16 protein-coding genes and 1 pseudogene are annotated in these 20,903 nt (G+C 72.5%); 9 read left to right on the top strand and 8 right to left on the bottom strand.

Going from position 1 to position 20,903, the window contains the following annotated elements; translation table 11 throughout:
- Positions 1–3: 3 nt before the first annotated feature.
- Genes BM288_RS10645 through BM288_RS10655 form a run of 3 tightly spaced genes read right to left on the bottom strand, consistent with a single transcriptional unit; the run spans position 4 to position 3,286 of the window.
- Complete coding sequence (locus BM288_RS10645; protein WP_177220359.1) at positions 4–1,104, bottom strand: GNAT family N-acetyltransferase; 1,101 nt, start codon at positions 1,102–1,104, stop codon at positions 4–6.
- Positions 1,101–2,180, bottom strand: a complete 1,080-nt coding sequence (locus BM288_RS10650; protein ID WP_092918652.1) for a GNAT family N-acetyltransferase — start codon at positions 2,178–2,180, stop codon at positions 1,101–1,103. Before BM288_RS10650 ends, BM288_RS10645 begins: the two co-directional genes overlap by 4 nt.
- On the bottom strand, positions 2,180–3,286 hold the full coding sequence (locus BM288_RS10655; protein WP_092918654.1) for a hypothetical protein: 1,107 nt from the start codon (positions 3,284–3,286) through the stop codon (positions 2,180–2,182). The genes BM288_RS10650 and BM288_RS10655 overlap by 1 nt, the downstream gene beginning before the upstream one ends.
- 126 nt (positions 3,287–3,412) lie before the next feature.
- Between BM288_RS10655 and smc the strand changes: the two genes are divergently transcribed.
- Positions 3,413–6,904 carry a chromosome segregation protein SMC gene (gene smc / locus BM288_RS10660; RefSeq protein WP_092918656.1) on the top strand — a complete coding sequence of 1,164 codons (3,492 nt, stop codon included), beginning with the start codon at positions 3,413–3,415 and terminating at the stop codon, positions 6,902–6,904.
- Between the two features lie 6 nt (positions 6,905–6,910).
- Here smc and BM288_RS10665 read toward each other — a convergent pair whose 3' ends face one another.
- Entirely contained in the window at positions 6,911–8,107 is a 1,197-nt protein-coding gene (locus tag BM288_RS10665) for a hypothetical protein (protein ID WP_092918658.1), read from the bottom strand.
- Between the two features lie 155 nt (positions 8,108–8,262).
- On the opposite strand from BM288_RS10665, the gene BM288_RS10670 reads away from it, so the two are divergent.
- Positions 8,263–8,541 carry a type II toxin-antitoxin system Phd/YefM family antitoxin gene (locus BM288_RS10670; RefSeq protein WP_092918660.1) on the top strand — a complete coding sequence of 93 codons (279 nt, stop codon included), beginning with the start codon at positions 8,263–8,265 and terminating at the stop codon, positions 8,539–8,541.
- A complete protein-coding gene (locus BM288_RS10675; protein WP_092918662.1) occupies positions 8,538–8,960 on the top strand; it encodes a type II toxin-antitoxin system VapC family toxin in 423 nt (140 codons plus the stop codon). The genes BM288_RS10670 and BM288_RS10675 overlap by 4 nt, the downstream gene beginning before the upstream one ends.
- Positions 8,961–9,011: 51 nt before the next feature.
- Here the strand turns inward: BM288_RS10675 and BM288_RS10680 are convergent, their stop codons facing one another.
- Positions 9,012–10,403 carry an FAD-binding oxidoreductase gene (locus BM288_RS10680; RefSeq protein ID WP_177220360.1) on the bottom strand — a complete coding sequence of 464 codons (1,392 nt, stop codon included), beginning with the start codon at positions 10,401–10,403 and terminating at the stop codon, positions 9,012–9,014.
- Positions 10,404–10,466: 63 nt separating this feature from the next.
- Between BM288_RS10680 and BM288_RS10685 the strand changes: the two genes are divergently transcribed.
- Together BM288_RS10685 and BM288_RS10690 are read left to right on the top strand one after the other, a co-directional pair.
- Positions 10,467–11,588, top strand: a complete 1,122-nt coding sequence (locus tag BM288_RS10685) for a class I SAM-dependent methyltransferase (RefSeq protein WP_092919077.1) — start codon at positions 10,467–10,469, stop codon at positions 11,586–11,588.
- Positions 11,585–12,607: a DUF817 domain-containing protein gene (locus BM288_RS10690; RefSeq protein WP_092918666.1), complete on the top strand. Its 1,023-nt coding sequence runs from the start codon at positions 11,585–11,587 to the stop codon at positions 12,605–12,607. The genes BM288_RS10685 and BM288_RS10690 overlap by 4 nt, the downstream gene beginning before the upstream one ends.
- Before the next feature lie 193 nt (positions 12,608–12,800).
- Here BM288_RS10690 and BM288_RS10695 read toward each other — a convergent pair whose 3' ends face one another.
- Positions 12,801–13,640, bottom strand: coding sequence for a hypothetical protein (locus BM288_RS10695; protein ID WP_092918668.1), 840 nt, complete (start codon positions 13,638–13,640; stop codon positions 12,801–12,803).
- 333 nt (positions 13,641–13,973) lie between these two features.
- A pseudogene (locus BM288_RS10700) lies at positions 13,974–14,903 on the bottom strand (TerC family protein); the annotation flags it as partial.
- Between the two features lie 200 nt (positions 14,904–15,103).
- Between BM288_RS10700 and ftsY the strand changes: the two are divergent.
- On the top strand, positions 15,104–15,973 hold the full coding sequence (gene ftsY / locus BM288_RS10705; RefSeq protein ID WP_092918670.1) for a signal recognition particle-docking protein FtsY: 870 nt from the start codon (positions 15,104–15,106) through the stop codon (positions 15,971–15,973).
- A gap of 90 nt (positions 15,974–16,063) precedes the next feature.
- On the opposite strand, the gene BM288_RS10710 is transcribed toward ftsY, so the two are convergent.
- Positions 16,064–17,227, bottom strand: coding sequence for an AMP-binding protein (locus BM288_RS10710; protein ID WP_177220361.1), 1,164 nt, complete (start codon positions 17,225–17,227; stop codon positions 16,064–16,066).
- Positions 17,228–17,289: 62 nt separating this feature from the next.
- Here BM288_RS10710 and ffh point away from each other — a divergent pair, with 62 nt between their 5' ends.
- From ffh to BM288_RS10725, 3 genes are all read left to right on the top strand, one after another.
- Positions 17,290–18,834, top strand: a complete 1,545-nt coding sequence (gene ffh / locus BM288_RS10715) for a signal recognition particle protein (protein WP_092919078.1) — start codon at positions 17,290–17,292, stop codon at positions 18,832–18,834.
- A 122-nt stretch (positions 18,835–18,956) separates the two neighbouring features.
- Positions 18,957–19,901: an ABC transporter substrate-binding protein gene (locus tag BM288_RS10720; protein ID WP_092918674.1), complete on the top strand. Its 945-nt coding sequence runs from the start codon at positions 18,957–18,959 to the stop codon at positions 19,899–19,901.
- Positions 19,898–20,902 carry an ABC transporter permease gene (locus tag BM288_RS10725; protein WP_318255493.1) on the top strand — a complete coding sequence of 335 codons (1,005 nt, stop codon included), beginning with the start codon at positions 19,898–19,900 and terminating at the stop codon, positions 20,900–20,902. The genes BM288_RS10720 and BM288_RS10725 overlap by 4 nt, the downstream gene beginning before the upstream one ends.
- Position 20,903: the final 1 nt, after the last annotated feature.

The following is a 20,903-nucleotide window of genomic DNA, read 5'->3' on the forward strand; positions in this document are numbered from 1 at the left end:
CGGTCACCCGGGTTCGGCTGCTCCCACTCGCTTCTGCCAGCCGCCCTCGGCGCCGATGGCGACGAATCCGAGCGCCTCGTTGACGCGCAGCATCGGCCGGTTCTCCTCGGCGTTCCAGGTGATGATGCGCGTGCGATCGGGGTGCAGGCGGCCGAGCTGCAGCAGGTTCTCGGCCTTCACGAGCATGCCGAGCCGGTGCCCGCGGTGCTCGGCGTGCACGAGGGTGTCCTCCTGGAACGCGGGCCGGCCGGGCTCGGGCAGCAGCAGGATCGTGAACGCGACCGCCTCGCCGCTGCCGCGGTGCAGAGCGATCGCCTGCAGCGGTGTCTGGTGCGCGCCCTCCCACTCGCCCTCCAGCCGCTGCAGCCTCGCCGCGTCCCACCGCTCGTCGTCCACCTCCAGCCCCGCCCGCGGGATGTCGGTCGCCATGCGGGCGTGCAGCGCCGCCATCGAGTCGAGCAGTTCCGGCGGCGTCGCACCCTGCCACGAGCGCACCTCGTAGGCATCGCCCGCGTGCGTCAGCGCATCCGCCCTGTGGGTCTCGAGCGATGCGCGCGCGGCCTCGACGTCGAGCTCGGAGACGCGCTCGATCTGCTCGAGCTCGTACCCCATGGAGGCCAGCAGTCGCGCGGGGGCGTCCTCGGCGATGGCGCCGTGCCCGCTCTTGGGCGCGATCGACGTCTCGCCGCCGACCGGCACCCGATGGTCGGCCCAGGCCTGGAGCGAGGTCGGGCCCAGCTGCATCGCCTCGTGCTCGGCACGCTCGGCGAGCGCCCTGCCGATGCCGCGACCGCGCGCCTCGGGCACCACCCAGGCGGAGACGTACGCCACGCTCGCCCCCTCCTCGCGATTGATCGCCGCGATGATGCGCCCGACATCGTGCCCCGCCTCGCTGACGAGCCAGCGCACCCCGATCTCGTCCTCGGTGTGGCGCTGGCTCGCGACGATCTCCTCGACCGTGCTGTCGGCGCGGTTGTCGCCCCAGAAGTGCTGGGTGACGCGGTTGGCGGTCGCGACGTAGCGCGCGATCAGCGAGAGCGCGGGCTCGTCGAAGTCGTCGGCCGGCGGGAGGATCGGCGTCCAGGTGAGGTCCGGCGCGGTCACGGCGCGTCCTTCCGCTGCCAGGCGCCCTCGCTGCAGACGGCGGTGAAGCCGAGCGCCTCGTTGACCCGCAGCATCGGGCGGTTCTCCTCGGCGTTCCACGTGCGCACCAGCGCCTCACGGTCCTGCTCGTGGAGCGCCAGCAGGTTCGCGGCCTTCACGAGCATGCCCAGCCGGTGGCCTCGGTGATCCGCGTGCACGAGGGTGTCGTGCTGGTACCAGATGTGTGGCGTGCCAGCGCTGACGAGTGTGGTGAACGCGACCGCGGCATCCGTCGCCTCGTCGATGGCGATGGCTCGCAGCATCGTGCGGCCGCCCTCGAGCTGCCCCTGCTCGTAGCGCTGCAGGCGCGCGGCATCCCACGTCTCCTCCTCGTGGTCGAGGCCGGCGGCGGGCGCATCGGTCGACATGCGTGCCTGGAGGCGCGCGAGCGCGTCGAGCCGGTTCGACGGCGACGCCCCCGCCCACGTCTCGAGCCGGTAGCCGGCCGCGTGCCGCTGGGCATCGGCGATGTGCTCGGCCAGCGCCGCGTGCGTCGTGCCGACGTGCAGCACGCTCATGCGCTCGATCTGCTCGAGCACGAAGCCGTAGGCCTGCAGCAGGCGCACCTGCGGCGACTCGGCGGGGATCTCGCCGAAGCCCGTCGGCGGCGACAGCTGCGGGCCGGGTGCGGGGTGGTGGTCGACCCAGGCCTGGAAGGTGGTCGCGCCGCGCGCCCGCATGCGGGCCAGCAGGTCGTCGACCAGCGCCCTCGCGACACCCATGCGGCGGTGCTCGGGCAGCACCATCGCGTCGATGCCGGCGATCGTCTGCGCCTCGCGCAGGCCGCGCTCGGCGAAGCCGCGTCCGGCCGGCTCGCCGTCCACGAGCGCCAGGGTGCGGATCGTCTCGATGTCGACAGCGTCGCCGCGCCACTGCGACCAAGCCTCCTGATAGGAGTACGCGTGGCTGCTGTCGCCGCCCCACTCGTGCGCGGTGACGTCGTTGCGCACGTCGACGTAGGTGCGCAGCAGGCGAGCGCCCTCGCTGTCGTCATCCCAGCGCTCGGGCACCGCGACGTCGATGATCTCGATGCCCATCAGGCGTCCTTCCGCTGCCAGACCGCCTCGTAGGCGACCGCTTCGAAGCCCGTGGCCTCGTTGACGGCGAGCATGTGGCGGTTCTCCTCGGCGTTCATCGTGCTGACGCGCGGATGCATCGGGTGGTGATCGCGCAGCTGCACCAGGTTGGCGAGCTTCAGCAGCATGCCGAGCGCGTGGCCGCGGTGGTCGCGGCGCACGAGCGTGTCGTGCTGCCGGGCGACGTCGCCGCCAGGGGCGCCGATCTCCGCGCCCACGAACAGGCTCGTGAAGCCCGCGAGCTCGCCGGAGGCGATGTGCCGGGCGACGACGGTGCGCATGGTGCGGCCGCCGGCGGTCTTCTGCCGCTCGAACTCGGCGAGGCGCTCGTCGCTCCACGTCTCCGGCTCGAGCGCGAGCCCGCCGATCGGCGCATCGGTCGACATCGCCTCGTGCAGCGTGCGCATGGCCGGCCGGTACTCGGCGGGCGTCTCGCCCGACCACGCGATCGTGTCGTAGCCGGCGTCGCGAGCGCGGGCTGACGCATCCGCCCACCGCTCGTCGAGTCCGGGGGAGGCGGCCCCGAGCGCGCGCACGTCGGCGAGACTGAAGCGGTAGACCTGCTCGAGCGCGTAGCCCCGTGCGAGCAGCGCAGCCGCCTCGGGCTCGTCGGGATCGACGCCGCCGAACCCGGTCGCCGCCATGACCGCGCCGTTCGCGGCGGCGGGGGAGCCGCCCATGAGCGTCGTGCGACCGTGCTCCGCGGCGATGCGCTCGGCATCGTCGGTGAGCGCCTCGATCACGGCGCGTCGCGCGAGCGCGGGGACGCTCGCCTCGACCGCGACGCCGTGGTCGCCGTTCTCGAGCGACTCGAGCATGGGCAGCCAGACGCTCGCAGCGCCCACGATCGCTGCGCCGTCGAACGCCAGGCGACGCACGTGCAGCTCGGCCTCGGAGGACTGCCAGGCGGCCAGGCGCTCCTCGAGGGTGAGCGCCGCGACGCCGATCCCGAAGCGCTCGTCGTTGACGCGCGCCGCGTGCGCCGCGGCAGCCCGGAAGGAGTCGCCGGTCGGGGTCTGCTCGTCCCAGCGCTCGGGCAGCGCGAGCGAGCGGATGTCGATGTGCATGGTCGTCTCTGCCGCTCGCGCCCGGCACGATGCCTGCGGGCAGCCTTGCAGACTAGACCCGCGCGTGCCGCGCGCGCAACGGGGAATCTCGCGGCTACGGTGTTGCCAGCACGAACCGGGAGCCGCATGCATCTCAAGACCCTCACCGTCAAGGGATTCAAGTCGTTCGCGCGCGCCACGACCTTCCAGTTCGAGCCGGGCGTCACGTGCGTGGTGGGCCCCAACGGCTCGGGCAAGTCGAACGTCGTCGATGCCCTCGCCTGGGTGATGGGCGAGCAGGGCGCGAAGACGCTGCGCGGCGGCAAGATGGAGGACGTCATCTTCGCCGGCACCGCCACCAGCGGACCGCTCGGCCGTGCGCACGTCGAGCTCGTGATCGACAACGCCGACGGCGCCCTGCCGATCGAGTACGCCGAGGTGCAGATCTCGCGCACGCTGTTCCGCAACGGCGGCAGCGAGTACGCCATCAACGGCGAGTCCTGCCGGCTGCTCGACGTGCAGGAGCTGCTGAGCGACTCGGGCCTCGGCCGCGAGATGCACGTGATCGTCGGCCAGGGGCAGCTCGACAACGTGCTGCAGGCCACGCCCGCCGACCGCCGCGGGTACATCGAGGAGGCCGCCGGCATCCTCAAGCACCGTCGCCGCAAGGAGAAGACGCTCCGCAAGCTCGACGCCATGCAGGCGAACCTCACGCGTCTGCAGGATCTCACCGGCGAGATCCGGCGGCAGCTGAAGCCGCTCGGGCAGCAGGCCGAGATCGCCAAGGAGGCCGCCACCATCCAGGCGACCGTCCGCGACGCTCGCGCCCGGCTCATCGCCGACGAGGTCATCCGGCTGCGCGGCCAGCTCGACAGCGCCGCCCGCTCCGAGTCGGAGCGCAAGTCCGAGCGCATCGTGCTGCAGGAGCAGCTCGAGCAGGCGCAGCTGCGCGCCAGCCGCATCGAGGCCTCGATGATCGGCGACGACGTCGACCAGGCACGCAACGTCGCCCACGGCCTCGAGCGTGAGCTCTCACGGCTGCAGTCGCTGCATGCGCTCGCCGGCCAGCGGCTCGCACTGCTCGAGGAGGCGCCGGAGGTCGGCGACGCCGCACCGCTCGTGACGCCCGAGATGGTGCAGGCGGCGCGCGGCGAGGCGGGCGCCCTGAAGGCGAGGGTGGCGGATGCGGAGGCTCGCCTCGGCAAGGCGGCCTCGGCCACCGCGCTGGCACGCGCGAACCTGGACTCGCTCGATGAGGAGATCGCCGCGCAGGCGGCCCTGGTGTCGAAGCACGACCTGGAGGCCGCCGGCCACCGCTCGAAGGTGGAGGTCGCGCAGTCGACGCTCGCCGCCCGCGAGGCCGAGGTGACCCGCCGCGAGAGCGCGCTCGCGAACGCCCTGCAGCGGCTCGCCGAGGCGAGAGCGGCCGCCGAGGCGGCCGGCGACGAGCACGAGGTCGACGACGCCGAATCGCTCTCGCACGCCTACCGCGACGCCGACGAGGCGCAGGCCGCGCTCTCCACCGCCCTCGACGAGCGGCGGGAGGCCCTCCACGCGGTGGAGCGCGAGCGCGATGCGGTCGCCGCCCGCACCTCCGCCCTCACCCTCGCGCTGTCGAAGGCCAACGCATCCGCCGGGCTCATCGACGCCGGAATCGACGGCGTCGCCGGGCTGGTGGCCGAGCGCATCAAGGTCAAGAAGGGCTACGAGGCGGCCATCGCCGCAGCGCTCGGGACGCTCAGCGAGGCCGTGCTGGCCGACACGCGCGAGGCAGCCGCGACCGCCATCGAGCACGCGCATCGGGAGAAGCTGGGCCGCATCGAGGCGGTGGTCGGCGACGCCGTGCCGATGCAGGTGAGCGCGACGCAGGTCGCCGGGGACACGCTTGCGGGCGCGGTGCACGCGCCGACGGTCGTCGATGCGCCGGCCGGTGTGCTGGGCGTGCTCGCGCACACGTTCATCGTCGACTCGCTCCAGGCGGCGCAGGAGGCCGGGCCCGCGATCGCGCAGCTCGAGCTGGGCGGGCCGGTCACGATCGTCACCAAGCGGGGCGACTACGTCAGCGAGTACCTGATGCGGGGCGGCAGCGACGACGCGCAGTCGCGGCTCGAGCTGATCGCCGAGCGCGACGCCGCGACCGAGCGGCTCGAGGAGCTCTCGACCGCGATCGAGCGCGAGGCGGGCGCGCTCGAGGACGCGCGGCAGGCGCACCAGCAGGCCAAGCGCGCGGCGGCGGATGCGCTGGAGGCGCTGCGAGCGCACGACGCGGCCTCGGCGGCGCGCGGGGAGCAGCGCAGCCGGGCACGTGCACGGCTCGAGTCGGCCACGGGCGAGCACGAGCGCGCCGAGGCGGCGCTCGCGGAGGCGCGGCGCGGCATCGACGAGGCGCAGCGCGGCGTCGAGGGCGCTGAGCAGGCGCTCGAGCGGTTCGAGGGGAAGCCGCGCCCGATGCTCGACGCCTCGGCGCGCGAGGGGCTGCTGGCCGAGCTGGAGACGGCTCGCGGCGGCGAGACCGACCTGCGCATCGAGCTCGAGACCGCCAGGGAGCGGGTGCGGGCCGAGCTGGCGCGCGCCGACTCGCTCGCGCGCGACGTGGAGGCGCAGCGCGCCCGTGCCGAGGAGGCCGCGCGCCGCGCGGTGCTGCGCGAGCGGCAGCGCGAGCAGGCCTCGCGCGTGCTCGCGGCCATCCCACCGGTGCTCGCCGTGGCCGAGCGCAGCGTGCAGGAGGCGCGCGGCGTGCTCGCCGAGCGCGAGGCCGCCCGCCGCGACCGCAACGAGGAGCTGACGAAGCTGCGCCGCGACGAGGGCGGGCTGCGCGAGCGGCTGCAGGAGATCACCGAGCACGTGCACGTGGCCGAGATGGAGGCCTACGAGCAGCGGCTGCACCTGTCGAACCTGCTCGAGCGGGCCGGCAGCGAGCTCGGCCTCGAGGAGCGGGTGCTGGTGGCCGAGTACACGCCCGACGAGGGATGGGATCGCAAGGCCGAGCAGGCCAGGCTGCAGGAGGCCGAGCGCAAGCTGGGGCGCCTCGGCCGCGTGAACCCGCTCGCGCTCGAGGAGTTCGAGGCGCTCGAGCAGCGCCATACCTTCCTCACCGAGCAGCTCGCCGACCTCGCGAAGACCCGCACCGACCTCGAGCAGATCATCGCCGACCTCGACGAGATGATGGAGTCGATCTTCGCCACCGCCTTCGAGGACACGAAGTCGGCCTTCGCCGAGGTCTTCCCGATCCTCTTCCCGGGAGGCTCGGGCGCCCTGGCGCTCACCGATCCCGACAACCTGCTCGAGACGGGCATCGAGGTGACGGTGCGGCCGGCCGGCAAGAAGATCGACCGCATCTCGCTGCTCTCGGGCGGCGAGCGCTCGCTCGCGGCGGTGGCCCTGATGGTGGCGATCTTCAAGGCGCGGCCGAGCCCGTTCTACATCATGGACGAGGTGGAGGCGGCGCTCGACGACGCCAACCTCGGCCGCCTGCTGACGGTGTTCGAGCAGTTGCGCGAGAGCAGCCAGCTGATCATCATCACGCACCAGAAGCGCACGATGGAGATCGCGGATGCGCTCTACGGCGTCTCGATGCGGCAGGACGGGGTCTCGGCCGTCGTCGGGCAGCGCACGAAGCGCGAGACGGTCGACGCGTAGTCGCGCTCAGCCCTGCATCGCGCTGAAGATCTGCACCACGCCCGCGCCGTAGATCGCATCGAGGTCGGCCTGGATCGATCCGTCGTCGAACAGCACGTGCAGCTCGTAATGGCCGTCCGTCGGCCCATGGCTCAGGATGTCGTGCCGATCGAGCGTCAGGAGATCCGACTGGATGCCCATCAGCACCGCTTCTGGCAGCGACACTTCGCTCACCTCGACCGCCGGCGGCGACCAGGCATCGAACGGCTGCGGCGGTGAGGTCATGGCGAAGACCTCGCCATCCCAGGTCCCGAAGACGAGCGCGTCGACCCATCGGATGCCCTGCGCCTCATCGAGCGTGAGGGCCGTCCAGTCGAAGCCCCTGAGCGGCACCCCGGTGCACACCGGCGGTGCGCTCGCGCCGACGTCGCCGAGGCAGAGCACATCGCCTTCCGGCCGATCCATCGCGAGCCCGCCAGCCCACACCCCACCCGCAGGCAGCGGCGTCGGCAGCTCCGCGAGCCGCGCCTGCGCGTCGGCGCCGGTGATGACGGGCGCTGCGGTGTCCATCGGTGGGTCCACCAGCTCCGGCGCGTCGCCTGCTGAGCCACCGGTGTCGCGCAGCGCCGAGATCACGAAGACGGCGCCGGACCCGTAGATCTCGTCGAGCGCGCCCTGCAGCGAGCCGTCGTCGTAGAAGACCTCCAGCACCATCGTGCCCCGCTCGCTCCAGATGCCGAAGAAGTCCGCTCGGCCGAGCTCTCCCAGCTCGCGCTGCATCGCCTCGATCGTCGCGTCGTCGAGCTCGCCCGACGGCACCTCGATCGCCGGCAGCGTGATCGCCGCGGCGCTCATCGGCTCGCCGGTCTGCGTGAAGGCATCGGCAGCGGCCTCGTAGACGCCGGTGATCGCGACGCCCTGCACCCAGCGCACGCCGCCGGTCTCCTGATGCGCGAAGGCGTCCCAGTCCCAGCCGAGCAGCTCGGGCCCGCCGCACTGCGGGGGCGCCGACTCGGCGACCGGTCCGACGCAGAGGATCGCGCCGGCACCCTGCTCGAGCACGGTGGCGATGGTCAGCACCTCGCCGGCCGGGCTCGGTGCGGGCAGGTCGGCGAGCGACGCGGGGGAGCCGGGCGCGGTCGGCGCATCGGCGCCGGGCGAGGCGCAGCCGGCTGCGGCGAGGACGATGGCGGCGGCGACGCTGCCGACGATGATGCTTCTCATGGCATCAACCTAGGCGCGCCTCGCGCGAGACACATCCCAACCTTTCGCGCCACTCGTGCGTCCGGATGCGCTGCGCATGCGGCTGTGGACGGCACGAGTGGGCGCGGATCGAGACGGGCTAGGTTGCCGACATGGAAAGCGGCTACATTATGGTCATGGAAAGCGCCACAATTAAGCCGGCCCGCGTCGGCATCCGCGCGCTGCGTGACGGACTGAGCGCGCAGCTGCAGCGGGTCAAGGCGGGCGAGACGATCGAGGTGACGGAGCACGGCCGCGTCATCGCGCGCATCGTGCCGGCGACGCAGGAGTCGAAGCTCGAGCGATTGATCGCTGCTGGCCTCGTCACGCTGCCGACCGGACAGCGCCGCGCGCTGCCAGAGCCGCTCGTCGTCGACGGCACCGTGTCCGACCTGATCGCCGATCAGCGGCGATGATCGCCTTCTTCGACACCTCGGCGATCATCCCGCTTGTGATTGCGGAGGCAGGGTCGGCACGCGCTCAGGCGGCGTGGCGAGAAGCCTCGCGTGTGCACGTCATCGTGGCCACGGCCACGGAGGCGCACGCTGCACTGGGAGCGGCTCATGGAGCCGGCCGATTCGACGAGTCAGCGCTCGCCAACCGGATTCAGGCCGTGAATGCGCTGCTCGAAGACTGCGTTCGCCGCGACATCGACGACGACTTCGCACTCGCAGCGGGCGGGCTCGCTGTCGACCAGCAGCTGCGCGGCTATGACGCGATGCAATGCCTCGGCGCGCTCGAGCTCGACGACGAGGTCGTCGCGGTTGCCGGCGACCGCGAGCTGCTGGATGCGTGGACACGCCTCGGCGTACTGACGATCGACATCGCGGGCTGATCGACGCGGGGTGTCCCTCCCCAGCCCTCCGCCTCCACGCGCGAGCGTGCTTCAGCGGGGCAGCCGGCCCGCGTGCAGCACCCCGTCGCGGTCGGCGGCGTCGCGGATGGCCCGAAGCCGCGCCAGATCCTCGGGCGAGGCGCAGCGCTCGAGCGTGTCGTCTGGGTTCAGGAACGTGGGCACCATGCGTTCCGAGGCATCCGGCCGCAGCAGCGCGTCGAGCCCCGCGAGACTCGCGGCACCCGGCTCCGGCGGCGTGCCGGGGAACTGCGGGGCGAGCCCCATCACCAGCCAGCCGGCGCCTTCGAGGGTTGCGAAGGCCGGCCGCTGCGGATGGTCGAGCGCGCCGCCGAGCATGCGCAGGTTGATGCCGACGAGCGCCTGCTGCGCCGGCTGGGCGTGGAAGGCGAACAGCGCATCGATCGTCGCGTCGTCGAGCCGGGCGAGGGCGACCGATGCTCCGCGGCTCGGCGACGGCTCGGTGGGCTCCATCGACCCCGCCGCCATCGCGGCCTGCGAGGTGGGGCCGAAGTGCTCGTGCTGCGGCGCGGCCGCGGACCGCACGGCATCGAGCGCCTCCAGGTCGTCCTGCGAGAGTGCGAGCGCCTCAACGGTCACGAAGCTCCTGCCGCGCACCGCCTCCGGCAGCATCGGCGCATCGGGCATCCGCATCGAGTTCACGAACACGTTCAGCCCCGCGGGCGCGTCCGGGGCGAGGTCACGCAGCGCGCGCAGCACGGCCGGACCATCGGCAGCCGCGAAGGTCATCGAGGCGCCCTGGAGTGCCGGCGCCTCGAGCAGGTCGATCTCGAGCTCGGTGACGATCCCGACGGTGCCGCCCGCGCCCCGCAGCGCCCACATCGTGTCGGGGTCGGATGCGTCGTCGACGCGCTCGTGCGTGCCGTCCGGCCGCAGGATCCACGCGGCCCGCAGCGACTGGGCGCCGAGCCCGGAGGTGCGGCTCAGCCACGCGTGGCCACCGCCCAGGGTGTAGCCGGCGGCGCCCACGACGCGGCTCGTGCCGGACGGCACCGCCAGCGCAGTGCCCTCCCGCGCAGTGAGATCGAGCGCGTCGATCACGGTGCCCCACTGAACGCCGGCCCCGATGCGTGCCAGGCGCGCATCCGCATCGATCTCGAGGCGGTCGAACGCGGCGGTGCGGGTGAGGATCGCGCCTTCGAGGGCTCCGGCGGCACCGTGGCCGTACGGCTGCACGGCGACGGTCGCGCCGGCATCGCGGGCCGCGGTGAGGATCGCGCGCAGGTCGTCGACATCGGCGGGGTGCGCGACGGCGGCCGGCCGCTGGTCGACGGAGAGGTTCCAGGCCGAGCGCTCGGCGTCGTAGCCGGGGTCGGCAGGGAGGGTGAGGCGGCCCGCGATCGTGGCGGCGAGCCGGCCGAGCGGGGCGGTCGGGGGTGCGGGTGGGCGGTGTGCTGCAGTCACGCCCGAGAACGTACTCCGGGCGACTGACGCGCACCAGCGCCCGGTGGTGCGAGGATCGATGCCGTGACCGACCGCGACGCCCTCTTCGCCCGCCTGCGGCGCCGGCCCGACGTCGAGGATGCGACGCTGCTCGCCCACGACGCCTCGGACGCGCTCATCCTCGACGAGGCCGCGAGGCTGCGGAAGCAGCTGGGCGAGGTGGTGGTGATCGGCGACCGGCACGGCGCGCTCACGCTCGGCGCGCTGCACGACGGCGCCGAGCACGTGCGCGCGCACCAGGACTCGATCGTCGGCGAGCGCGCGCTCGACGCCAACGCGGCAGAGCTCGGCCCGGTCGGCGCCGGCGGCTTCACCCACCACCGGCTCGACGCCTCGCTGGTCGAGGGAGCGACGCTCGTGCTGCTGCAGCTGCCGCGCGCGCTCGACGAGCTCGACGAGATCGCCGAGCTCATCGCCACCCACGCCGACGAGCAGGTGCGCGTGGTGGCCGGCGGCCGCGTCAAGCACATGACGATGAGCATGAACGCGCTGCTGGGCCGATCCTTCAGGCACGTGCACGCGAGCCGCGGCTGGCGCAAGTCGCGCGTGCTGCACGCCGAGGGCCCGCGGCGGCCAGGCATCAGCTGGCCGCGCACGCGGCGCCACGCGCTGCTCGGCCGTCAGCAGAGCGTGGTCGCGCACGGCGGCGCCTTCGCCGGCACCGCCGTCGACATCGGCGCGCAGACGCTGCTCGCGCATCTGGACGACATGGCGGATGCCTCCCACGCGATCGACCTGGCGTGCGGCACGGGGGTGCTCGGCATCGCACTCGCGCTCGCCCGGCCCGAGCTGCAGGTGCTCGCGACCGACGCCTCGGCGGCGGCGATCGCCTCGACGCGGGCGAGCGCGAACGCGAACGGGGTCGCCGACCGTGTGGACGCACGGCAGCTGGACGGCCTCGAGGGCGTGCCGGACGCATCCGCCGGGCTCATCCTGCTCAACCCGCCGTTCCACCTCGGCGCGACGGTGCACACCGGCATCGCCGAGCGCCTGATCGCCGACGCGGGCCGCGCGCTCGCGCCGGGCGGCGAGCTGTGGTGCGTGTGGAACACCCCGCTCGGCTACCGCCCGCTGCTCGAGCGCGTCGGCGAGACGCGCCAGGCGAGCCGCACGCCCAAGTTCACCGTGACGGTGACCACGCGGTGAGCGAGGGCCGCCCCGAGTTCACCGCCGTCGAGGAGGCCATCGACCGCGCGGCGCACCGGTTCCTCGACCGACGGGGCCTGCGCGCGGGCGGCGGCCTCTCGCGCTGGCGCCGCGCGGTCGTCGAGCTGGCCGTGTTCACGCTCAAGCAGGGCTGGGCGGCGATCTTCGGCGGGCTCCTGCTCGTCTGCATCCTGGCCGCGCGCCTCTGGTGGCCCGACGACGCCCCGCTCGCGCGCAACGACGCCCTCACGATCGCCGCGGTCGTCATCCAGGCGGCGATGCTCGCCTTCCGGCTCGAGACGCTGCGGGAGCTGTGGGTGGTGGTGCTCTTCCACGTGGCGGGCACCGTCATGGAGCTGTTCAAGACCGATGTCGGCTCCTGGGCCTACGAGGCGGAGGGGCTGCTGCGCATCGGCGCCGTGCCGCTGTTCTCGGGCTTCATGTACGCGGCGGTCGGCAGCTACATGGTGCGCACGATGCGCATGTTCGATCTGCGCTTCACGCGCTACCCGCCGCTGTGGGCGACGATCGTGGTCGCTGCCGGCATCTACGCCAACTTCTTCGCGCACCACTTCATCTGGGACTTCCGCTGGGTGCTGGTGGCCGCCGTGCTGGTGCTGTGGGGCGGATGCGTGATGCGGTTCCGGGTGCTGCGCACGCACCGGGGTACACAGTTGGGCATGCCGGTCGTGGTCGCGTTCGGGCTCGTCGCGATCGTCATCTGGGGCGCCGAGAACCTCGCGACCCTCGGAGGAGCGTGGCTCTACCCGAACCAGGTGGACGGCTGGCAGCCGGTCTCCGGCAGCAAGATCGTCAGCTGGTTCCTGCTGATGATCCTCTCGGTGGTGCTGGTGACGCTCGCGCACCGGCCGCGGCGGCCGGACGCGCCGGCCGAAGGCTCGACAGGTCGGCGTCGTTCACCGGCTGCTCACCGGCACGATGCCGACACGCCGCCTGCGGTGCACCCCGACGCCACCGGGGACTGGTCGAATGAGAACAAGGAACCCGGCCACGTATGAGGTGGCCGGGCTTCGTGCTTCCCGGGGTCGGTGGCACCCCGTCTCCGCACAGCGTTGGAAAAGGGTGGAGGCCCCGAGCGGTATGAGCGTTCGGGGCCTCCGCTCCTCCCGAGGGAGGAACACCTTCCGAAGAAGGTTCGATCATCATGCGGCCTGCCCCAGCCGCCGCGCAACCTCGACAGCGGAAGTCACCTCAAGCGCTGATTGAGGGTTTGGCCGCGGCCCAGCAGCGCAGCATGAGCGCCGAGCGATGGCCCGCGCAGTCGGCGGCGAGCGCGGCGAGGTCGTCGATGCCCAGGTGCCTCGCCCCCTTGCGCACTGCGACGTCGCCCAGCAGCAGCACATCGGGGTCGCCCATGCGCAGCGACAGGTAGCCGACCGTCCACGGCCCGATGCCCTTGAGCGCCTGCAGCTGCGCGCGCATGGCGACCAGGTCGGATGCGGTCCCGTCGTCGTGCGCGACCGTCACCTCGATCGCGCCGCTCGCCACCGCCTCGGCCGCGGCGCGCACGGCGGCGGTCTTCGCCGCCGGGCCGCGCAGCACCCCGGCGCCGTCGGCCACCTGCGCCATGGTCGGGAAGCAGCGGTCGATGCCGGCCTCGGCCAGCGCCGCCGGCAGCGGGTCGCCGAGGGTCGCGAGCAGCCCGAGCTGCAGGGTCGCCGCCGCCACCGTGATCTGCTGGCCGACGATCGCGCGGATGAGCATCTCGTGCGCGTCCGCGCAGCCGGGCTGGGCGAGCGCCGGTTGCGCGGCGATCGCCTCGGCCAGCGCGGGGGCGCGGTGCCGGGCCGCAGCCCAGGTGAGCCGCTCGTCGGCCGCGAGCCGCGCATCCGCCCCGCCCGTGCCGTCTCGGCCGAGGTCGAACAGCCGCGCGAGGTCGGCATCGGCGGTCGCGGCGAGGTCGGCCGAGACCGAGGCACTTGCCACGCGCGGCCCGGGCAGCGCGCGGCGATAGCCGTCGGCCGTCACGAGCTCGACGCCCGGCACCGCCCGGGGCCGCAGCCAGTCGAGGATGCCGATTGCTCCACTCATGCCGTCGGGGACCGCGTCGGCGGCTCAGACCTCGCGGTCGCCGCGCTCGTCGAACTCGCGGCCCTCACGCAGGCGCCGGCGCACCTCGTCGAGGTCCTCCGGATCCATGTCCTCGCGGGCGGCCTCGCGCAGCACGTCCTCGGAGAAGTCGGCGGCGGGCGCCTCCTTGCCGTGCGCGTCGATGACGTTGAGCGTGCCGGTCGGGGAGTGCCGCACCTGCAGCGGGCGGTAGAACGCCGTGCCCGTGGCGTCGACGATGTGGTAGTGCCCATCGGCGCCCAGCTCGGCCTCGGACATGCCCAGGTGGAGCGACCTGTCGCCCGTGCGCTGCGCGTCCATGCGCAGCTTGATGAGCGAGGCGACGGTGGCGACGACCATCGAGCCGAGGATGACCAGCAGCGAGTGCCAGGTCTCGATGTGGGGCACCCAGGTGATGCCCTCGCCGCCGTTGATGAAGGGCAGGTCGTTCTTCTCCATGGCGTGGAAGACGAGCTTGACGCCGATGAATCCCAGGATCGCGGCGATGCCGTAGTGCAGGTAGACGAGCCGGTCGAGCAGGCCTCCGAGCAGGAAGTAGAGCTGGCGCAGGCCCATCAGCGCGAAGATGTTGCACGCGAAGACCAGGAACGGATCGGTCGTGATGGAGAAGATCGCCGGGATCGAGTCGATCGCGAACAGCAGATCGGTGGTACCCAGCGCCAGGATCACCATCAGGAACGGGGTGACGTACTTCGTGCCGTCGATCATGACGGTCGGCTTGCCGCCGTTCCACCGGTCGGTGAGGTTGACGCGCTTCTTGAGCAGACGCACGATCAGGTTGTCCTTCTCGCCCGATTCGTCCTCGCCGCCGAACGCCTGCTTCCAGGCGACGTAGACCAGGTAGGCGCCGAAGATGTAGAAGAGCCACGAGAACGACTCGATCAGCTGCACCCCCAGCACGATGAAGATGCCGCGCAGCACGATCGCGATCAGGATGCCGATCATCAGCACCCGCTGCTGCATCTCCTTCGGCACCGCGAAGCGGCTGAGGATGATGATGAAGACGAACAGGTTGTCGATCGAGAGCGAGTACTCGAGCAGCCAGCCGGTGACGAACTCACCCGCCTTCACCCCATCGCCCATCAGCCACAGCACGCCGGCGAACACGAGCGCGAGCGAGACGTAGACGACGACCCAGCCGGTCGCCTCCTTCATGGAGGGCACATGCGGCCGCTTCACGACGATGAGCAGGTCGAAGATGAGGATGGCCACCAGGATCGCCATCGAGGCGATCTCGAAGATCTGATACGCGGTCAAGGAAGGTGCCTCTCGATGGGGATGCGCGAACGGGCGCGAACGTCTCTCCCACGCGGATCGCGCCGCCGCGACCGGGAGCAGGGCCCCGTGATGACGATCGCGGCGTGACGGGATACTCCCCTTCGCCAGAGACCGAGTCTAGCGCCTGCGCCGCCTAGCATGGAGCCATGGCAGCCAAGTGGTCTCTCTCCGGCGCGCTCCGGGGCATGTTCCAGCGCGAGACGATCACCGAGGAGACCTGGGACGATCTCGAGACGGCGCTGATCACCGCCGACTTCGGCCCCGACATCACCGAGCAGCTCATCGACGCGCTGCGCGCCGATGTCGCGCGGCTGCTGGTGGACGATCCCAAGGACCTGCAGCGGATGCTGCGCGAACGGCTCGAGGAGCGCTTCGCCGAGTACGACCCGACCCTCTCGCTGCAGGAGCGCCCCGCAGTCATCCTGGTGGTCGGCGTCAACGGCGTCGGCAAGACCACCACGATCGGCAAGCTCGCGCGCTTCCTGATCGTCAACGGCCAATCGGTGGTGGTCGGCGCGGCCGACACCTTCCGCGCGGCCGCCGTCGAGCAGCTCGCCACCTGGGCGCAGCGCGCCGGGAGCGCGATCGTGCGGCCCGAGCGCGAGGGCCAGGATCCCGCATCCGTCGCCTTCCAGACCGTCGAGGCCGCCAAGACGCACGGCCACACGATGTGCATCATCGACACCGCCGGCCGCCTGCACACCAAGGGCGGGCTGATGGATGAGCTCGGCAAGATCAAGCGGGTGATCGAGAAGCAGGCGCCGATCTCGGAGGTGCTGCTGGTGCTCGATGCGACCACCGGCCAGAACGGCGTGAGCCAGGCGCAGGCGTTCATCGAGCACGCCGGCATCACCGGGCTCGTCGTCACGAAGCTCGACGGCAGCGCCAAGGGCGGCTTCATCCTGGCGGTGCAGGAGCGCACCGGCATCCCCATCAAGCTCATCGGCCAGGGTGAGGGCATCGACGACCTGACGGGTTTCACGAGCCACGTCTTCGTCGAGCAGCTCGTCGGTTGAGCCCGGGGCGCTCACCCTCGCGGTGAGCGTGCAGGGCTCACGATCGAGGCGCGGGCGGGCGCAGCCCGCACGCGTCGCGAGATCAGGCGGTCAGTCGGCGGTGTCGGGCCGAGTCAGGCTGCTGACGAGCGTGAGCCTGCCGTCGTCGATGCGCGCACGGTCCTCGGTGATGACGGTCGCGTGCGCGCCGCGCACCCACAGCAGCCCCTCCGCATCGCCGCGGCCCGCGTGGCCGACGATGCCGAAGTCGCTGCCCGGCAGCCGCCGGCCGGCCGTGCCCGGATGGGCGGTGAGCAGCTCGGGCGTGGCGACCGCGACGGTGCCGGTTTGCACCGTGCCGTAGGCGCTCAGCACGATGGGGCCCCAGGTGGCGTGCAGCCGCCGCACGAGGTCGGCGTCGATGTCCTCACCGGCGACCATGATGCGCCGCAGCCGCGGCGGCTCCTCGCCCGTGCGCTCGAGCTCGTCGAGAATGCCGGTGAGCTGGCGCGGGGAGGCCGAGAGCACCGAGACGAAGCGCTCCCTGATGATGCGGATGCGGTCGGCCGCCGGCGTGTGCGCGGCGCTCACCAGCGTGGCACCGGCCAGCAGCGCCATGCCCAGCAGCTGCAGGCCCTGGCCGCGGTGCGGGGGAGCGCACGCGAGCACGACGTCGGTGCCCTCGATGCCGAGCCGATCGTGCAGGCCGGCGAGCTGCCGCAGCCCCTGCACGCCCATCGCGCCCTGCACGTGCGGCGTGATGGTGCCGGCGGCGGAGGTGGACGGCAGCACGATGCGCGCGCGGTGCCGCGTGCGGCCGAGGCCGGAGCCGTCGCTCGACGCCCACTCCATGATCTGCGCCGAGGTGACGGTCGGTCCAGGGTGCCAGTCGGGGGCGTCGCCGTCGTGCACGAGCAGCGCATCGCGCGGCACCGCGCGCGAGTAGTCGTCGACCACTCGGGGGCTCAGCGGCATGACGTCGAGGCCGAGCCGGGCGACCGCGATCAGGGCCACCTGCATCGCCGGGCCGCCGCACGCGAGCACCACCGGCAGCGGGCGCCGCTCGAGCGGACCGACGTAGAGCACCGCGGCGACGCCCTCCGCCGCGCGCCACAGCTCGCGGAACGTGCCGCTCCAGCCGTCCACGACGAGCCCGAGCCGGTCGCCGTGCACGCGGGCCGCGTGGCGGGCGAGCGCGGTGATCGTGAAGCCGTGCGAGCGCACGCTGTGCCAGAGCGATCTGGCGTGCCTCGGCGGCATGCCTCGAAGGCGCATGCGGGATCCCCTCGTCGGTGACGGAACCAGCATGGCAGGCCGACGGTAGACTGGTGGGCACCATGGCTGCGTTCGGTTCACTCTCCACTCGGCTCACCGAGACCCTTGCCAAGCTCCGCACGAAGGGCAAGCTCTCCGCGTCGGACGTCGACGGCACGGTGCGCGAGATCCGTCGCGCCCTGCTCGACGCCGATGTCGCCCTCGAGGTCGTCAAGTCGTTCACGGCGGCGGTGCGCGAGCGCGCGCTCGGCGCCGAGGTCGGCGAGGCGCTGAACCCGGCGCAGCAGGTCGTCAAGATCGTCAACGACGAGCTCGTCGGCATCCTCGGCGGCGAGAGCCGGCCGCTGCAGCTGGCGAAGCAGCCGCCGACGGTCATCATGCTCGCGGGTCTGCAGGGCGCCGGCAAGACGACGCTGGCGGGCAAGCTCGCCAAGCACCTGCGCGGCAAGGGCCACCAGCCGCTGCTGGTCGCGAGTGACCTCCAGCGCCCCAACGCCGTGACGCAGCTGCAGGTGGTCGGCGGCCAGGCGGGCGTCGAGGTCTACGCGCCCGAGCCCGGCAACGGCGTCGGCGACCCCGTGAAGGTCGCGCGCGACGGTGTCGCGGAGGCGAAGCGACGCCAGTACGACATCGTCATCGTCGACACGGCCGGCCGCCTCGGCGTCGACGCCGACATGATGCGGCAGGCGGCGGACATCCGCCGCGCCGTCGACCCTGACGAGGTGCTGTTCGTCATCGACGCGATGATCGGGCAGGACGCGGTCGCGACGGCCAAGGCCTTCCAGGAGGGCGTCGACTTCACCGGCGTCGTGCTGACCAAGCTGGACGGCGACGCGCGCGGCGGTGCTGCGCTCTCGATCCGCGGCCTCACGGGCAAGCCGATCATGTTCGCCTCCACGGGCGAGACCCTCGACGACTTCGAGCCCTTCCACCCGGATCGCATGGCGAGCCGCATCCTCGACCTGGGCGACATCCTCACGCTCATCGAGCAGGCGCAGAAGGCCTTCGACGAGGAGGAGGCCCACCGTCTCGCCGAGTCGATCGCGACCGACGGCTTCACGCTCGAGGACTTCCTCAAGCAGATGCAGCAGCTGCGCAAGGCCGGCAACTTCAAGCAGATGCTCGGCATGCTGCCGGGCGCGAAGGGCATGCGCGAGGCGATCGACTCCTTCGACGAGCGCGAGCTCGTGCGCACCGAGGCGATCATCCAGTCGATGACGCCGCAGGAGCGCAAGCAGTCCAAGATCCTCAACGGCTCGCGCCGCGTCCGCATCGCGCGCGGCGCCGGCGTCACCGTCACCGACGTCAACCAGCTGATCGCCCGCTTCGAGCAGGCCGCCAAGATGATGAAGACGGTCGCCAAGGGAGGGGTGCCGCAGATGCCCGGGATGGGGCCGATGCCGCCCGGCATGCGCCAGTCCAAGAAGGTGCAGAAGCAGGGCAAGCAGCAGCGGCGCTCGGGCAACCCCGCGAAGCGCACCGCCGAGCCGGCGCAGCCGGCCGGGGCGGCGGGCAGCGCCTTCGGCAAGCCCAAGGCGGACGGCGCCTTCGGCGAGCTCTCCAGCACCGACCAGGAGGCGCTGCAGCGCATGCTCGGCAACGGTTGAGCCCATTCCCGCGCACGGCCGACGCGCTGGCACGGCGCACGCGCATGGTGAGTTAGGGTACCCTTACTTGACCGCGAGGGCACTGCTGCGCCGCGGACCCCCTCGCCGATCGGAGTACCCCCATGTCCCGTGCCCTCAGAGCCGCTGCCGCGGTCGCAGCGCTCGCGCTGCTGACCGGCTGCGCCGCGTCCACCGCGGCCGACGAGCCCGCCGGTGAGACCGTCACGATCGCGACCAACCTCGGGCCCGCGGACGTCGCGCTGCTGCCCGAGCGGGTGGCAGTGCTCGACAGCACGGCAATGGAGACCGTGCGCGACATGGGCATCACGCCCGTCGCCGCGCCGCTCGCGCTCATCCCCGAGCGCGGCTTCGAGGCCTGGCACACCGATGCGGCCATCGCCGACGTGGGCACGCACCGCGAGCCCGACTTCGAGGCGCTCGCGGCGGCCGAGCCCGACCTGATCATCGGCGGCTACCGGTTCAGCGACGCGCAGGACGAGCTCGAGGGCATCGCCCCGACCATCGACATCGCCGCGAGCGAGGAGCACGCCGACGGCTGGATCGCCTCGCTCGAGGCGCAGACCTCTGCGCTCGGCCAGATCTTCCAGGCCGAGGACGAGGCAGAGGACATCATCGCCGCGCTCGAGCAGGCGCGCGGCGAGGCCAACGCGGCCGCCCCGGAGAGCACCGTGTTCCTGGGCGTCGTCAGCGGCGGCCAGATCGACAACGGTGCGCAGCGCGTCGGCCGGATCATCGAGGGGATGTCGATCACCGACGTCTTCGCCGGCGACGAGGGCGACGTGCACGGCGACTCCGGCCTGTCAGCCGAGACCATCGCCCAGGCGAACCCGGAGTGGGCGATCATCCTCGACCGCGACGCCGGCACCGGCGAGACCGATGCGCAGCCCGCGCTCGCCGTGATCGAGGGCAACGAGGCGCTCGCGAACACGGCCTTCGTCACCGAGGGCCGCATCATCGTGCTCGAGGCCGACTTCTACCGCCTTGAGGGCGCGCAGTCCTACACGCGCACCTTCCAGCAGCTCGCGGAGGCGTTCGCGCAGTCGTGATCGCCGCGCCAGCCCAGCAGCGACAGGCTGCAGGAGCGCGAGGGCCCCGTCCGTGGGCGCTCGCGCTCCTCGCCGTCGGCACCGCCGGCCTGGCCGTCGCCTCGCTGTTCGTCGGCGGCTTCGACATCGACCTCCCCGGCCTCGCGGCCGACCCCGAGCAGCTGCGGCAGTTCCTCGTCTCGCGCGTGCCGCGCACGCTCGCGATCGTGTTCGCCGCCGTCGCCATGAGCGTCTCCGGCGTCGTGATGCAGCTGCTGACGCAGAACCGCTTCGTCGAGCCCACCACCGCCGGCACCACCCAGTGGGCGGGCCTCGGCATGCTGCTGGCCGTGCTGCTGTGGCCGAACGCGCCGTTCCTGACCCGCCTGGTGCTCGCGACCGTGCTCGCGCTGCTGGGCACCCTCGCGTTCATGGCGATCATCCAGCGCATCCGCACGCGCGACAAGCTGATGGTGCCGCTCGTGGGCATCATGCTCGGCGCGGTGGTCGGCGCCGTCTCCACCTTCCTGGCGATCGAGTTCGACCTGCTGCAGTCGATGGGCGCGTGGCGCTCGGCCGGCTTCAGCGGCATCGTGCGCGGCTACTACGAGCCGCTGTGGGTGGCGGCGATCGTGGCGATCGCCATCTACGTGCTCGCCGACCGGCTGACGCTCGCCGGCCTCGGCCGCGACATCGCCACCAACGCCGGGCTCGACTACCGCACGGCGATGCTGCTGGGCGTCAGCGCCGTGGCGCTGTGCACGGGCGTGACGAGCGTCGTGGTCGGCTTCCTGCCCTTCCTCGGGCTGATCGTGCCCAACCTGGTGTCGATGCTCATGGGCGACGACCTCAAGCGCTCGCTGCCGTGGGTGGCGCTGACCGGCGCCGCCATCCTGCTGCTGTGCGACATCGTCGGCCGCATCGTCGTCGCGCCGATGGAGATCCCGGTCTCGGTCATCCTCGGCGTCATCGGCAGCGCGGTCTTCCTCGCCATTGCCCTGCGGGGTCGCCGTGCTGGCTGAG

It is taken from the genome of Agrococcus baldri (genome assembly GCA_900114805.1).
Taxonomy (GTDB): domain Bacteria; phylum Actinomycetota; class Actinomycetes; order Actinomycetales; family Microbacteriaceae; genus Agrococcus; species Agrococcus baldri.